A 2,008-nucleotide genomic window follows, 5' to 3' on the forward strand; every position below is an offset into this window, starting at 1 on the left:
AGCCGCTGCTACCGTTTTTGTGTTGCTTTGCCAACACAGCTAGCTTGAGGATCCACGTAAGGGGCTGACAATGGTTTTAGAGGGGATGCTGCATTAGCCAAAAGCCGGCGAAGGACTGGGCCCGGAAATCGCTTTGGATGGCGAGAAAGTGGATCCCTTGGGCTTGGCGTTGGCGTTGGGCAAAGCCTTCTGCCTCCGCTTGCAGCTTTTCATCTTTTAGTTGCGCAAACAGGTAGCAATCGCTGAGGCCAGCCTCGAACAGCAGCCGTCCCTCCGCCACCGTCAAGTAGGCAGGCTCCATACCGCTCAGCCAGGCTGCTATGGGCAGCGCCCGCCGCGAGGCAATCACCAACCCAGGAATGATTGTGTCAGGCGCCAGGGCCTCCCAGTTTAGGGGGAACAGCTCGCCAAATTCCATTGGCCAGGTCTCGGCATCCCGCAGATCCCTGGCCCGCAGGGTAACGAACGCCCAGCGCTCCCCCTGCAACTTGTCCGGCAGGGGGATGGGATCCGGCGGATCCGTCTCCACCGGCGGCTCGGGGCTGTAGGTAAATTGGGTTTCCTGAGGGTAAACCTGCTCTGCCCGTTCCCGCATCCAGGCCTTGAGGGCATAGACGCGGCGGCTGGGCAGCATCGGGATCCCAACGGCGTTGCAGGCCCGTTGCAAAATGGAGCTCATGCGGGCGCGGAAGACGCGAATGGCCGAAGGGGGCTGGGGGGCCACTTCCAAATAGCTGCGCAACTGTTGGGCCACCCAGGTGCTATTGACCTCTTGGTTGCTGCAGTACTGGGCCTGGCGAAACTGGCCGCTGGCATCGCACACCAGCAGCTCCCAAACCCGCCGCTCCTGCGCATCCCGCAGCGGAACGGCGTTAAAATCCATCTGCCAAATGGGGCCGCGCGCAGGGCCTAGGGGTTGAGTGGCCAAAGGATCCCTCCTGTTCGCGCTATGTGCCACTTTCGCCACCACCTGAGTGGGCCGAGGGGTGTTCCCGCGAGCGGTGCGAAGCCTCATCCCCGACCATGGCCCATTCCCGCTCCCCGAAAATGGCGGTGGTGTGGCGGTAGTGCTTAAACTCCAGCAGGTTGTAAAAGGGATCCTGCAAAAAGAAGGTGCCGTGCTCCAGGGGGGTGCCGACAAAGCGCCAGCGCGGCTCCTGATAGAAAGGCAATCCCCGTGCCTGGGCCCGCTCAGCCAGCGCCTGCCAATCTGCTTGGGCAGGGAAGATCAGGCCAAAGTGGCGGGGGTAGATGCCCCGCTGGGGCCTCAGCTCTTCCTGGGTGAGGTGGGCCACCAGTTGATGGCCATAGAGGTTCAAAATGACTGAAACAGGCGTTTCCCGACCGATTTGGCAACCCAGGCCCTCGCCGTAGTAAGTCTTGGCCAAGGCAATATCGGCAACGGGAAAGGCCAGATGAAAGCGGATGGGTTCCATGGGCTCTCTCGCAAAGCAGCCTGCTCGACTCAGGATCCCTGCTCTTTATCAAGGTAGGCGATTTTGGAACGGCTGCTGCCAGGTGGGATCCCTTCTCAGGCCCAAGCTGTACGCCTTTGCGCAGGAGTGCCAACCGCTCGGATGCTATAACACTAGCTAGTGTGTAATCCGCTCGCGTCAGCGGGACGGAGTGGCCGAGTCTGCAACAAGAGAACTCGGTGTGTTGAGAGGTTTGTAAGAAGGGGCAATCTTGGCCATGGCCAGCATCTGGGTTGAACAGCGCCGCCGCGAGGACGAGTCGCGCGATTTTTTTTGGATGGTGGCGCTGTCCTTGTTGCTGCATGCGCTGGCGCTGCTGGCCTTGCTCTACTGGAGTCGGTTTTGGCCGCTTCGCCAGGAAGAACAAAAAGCCATCGAGTTTATCCTTCTGAAGCCAGAAGATCTCAAGCCGCCGGAAGAGGCAAAGCTGGTTTCAGAAGTGGATTCCCGCGATGGGGGCAAACGGGCGGAAGCCCCTCCTTCCCAGGGCAGTCCACCCCAATCCCAGGCTGCTCCTCGCCAGGAGGCTCCCC

General features: G+C 60.9%; 2 protein-coding genes and 1 pseudogene. 1 reads left to right on the forward strand and 2 read right to left on the reverse strand.

Annotation, left to right across the window (positions count from 1 at the left end):
• Nucleotides 1–76: 76 nt before the first annotated feature.
• Nucleotides 77–928 carry a Tab2 family RNA-binding protein gene (locus NW853_RS07310; RefSeq protein WP_414348677.1) on the reverse strand — a complete coding sequence of 284 codons (852 nt, stop codon included), beginning with the start codon at nucleotides 926–928 and terminating at the stop codon, nucleotides 77–79.
• Nucleotides 929–947: 19 nt separating this feature from the next.
• A complete protein-coding gene (locus NW853_RS07315; protein WP_414335947.1) occupies nucleotides 948–1,436 on the reverse strand; it encodes a VOC family protein in 489 nt (162 codons plus the stop codon).
• Nucleotides 1,437–1,692: 256 nt separating this feature from the next.
• Here NW853_RS07315 and NW853_RS07320 point away from each other — a divergent pair.
• Nucleotides 1,693–2,008: pseudogene (locus NW853_RS07320) on the forward strand (energy transducer TonB); the annotation flags it as partial.

It is taken from the genome of Synechococcus sp. H55.11 (genome assembly GCF_047462475.1).
In the GTDB taxonomy this organism is placed as follows: Bacteria; Cyanobacteriota; Cyanobacteriia; order Thermostichales; family Thermostichaceae; genus Thermostichus.

Bases quoted from the DNA above. Each gene is read 5' to 3' on its own strand.
- NW853_RS07315 (WP_414335947.1), bottom strand. From the start codon at position 1,436: ATGGAACCCATCCGCTTTCATCTGGCCTTTCCCGTTGCCGATATTGCC.